Origin of the sequence: Paraburkholderia sp. SIMBA_027 (assembly GCF_046535315.1) — a bacterium.
GTDB lineage: Bacteria > Pseudomonadota > Gammaproteobacteria > Burkholderiales > Burkholderiaceae > Paraburkholderia > Paraburkholderia tropica.
The window spans coordinates 1-247 of record NZ_JAWRWY010001312.1 but is presented as its reverse complement, the minus strand read 5'-3'; the positions used below and the strand labels follow the sequence as shown (position 1 = coordinate 247).

General features: G+C 55.5%; 1 protein-coding gene. It reads left to right on the top strand.

Annotated elements, in window-relative coordinates:
* Positions 1–239, top strand: a 239-nt coding sequence (locus SB764_RS43410; RefSeq protein WP_410867228.1) for a hypothetical protein, incomplete at its 5' end; no start/stop codon positions are given.
* Between the last annotated feature and the right edge of the window lie 8 nt (positions 240–247).

Genomic DNA, 247 nt, shown 5'->3' with positions numbered 1-247 from the left:
GGCGCACGAGCTTCTTCGATGAGAAGCTGAACAAGATGATCGAGGAAGCGCTGGTTGAACGCGATGTGGCGAAACAGACGAAGCTTTATGAAGACCTGCAGGCCTATATGGACGAAATCGTCATGTCCATTCAGCCCTTCTCCGAAGTCATCGACACCGCCGCCTTCCGCAGCGACATCAAGGGCATGATTGTCAGCCCCTGGCTCTCGCGCTTTGAAGAGGTGAGCAAGGAGCGGTAAGGCATCCC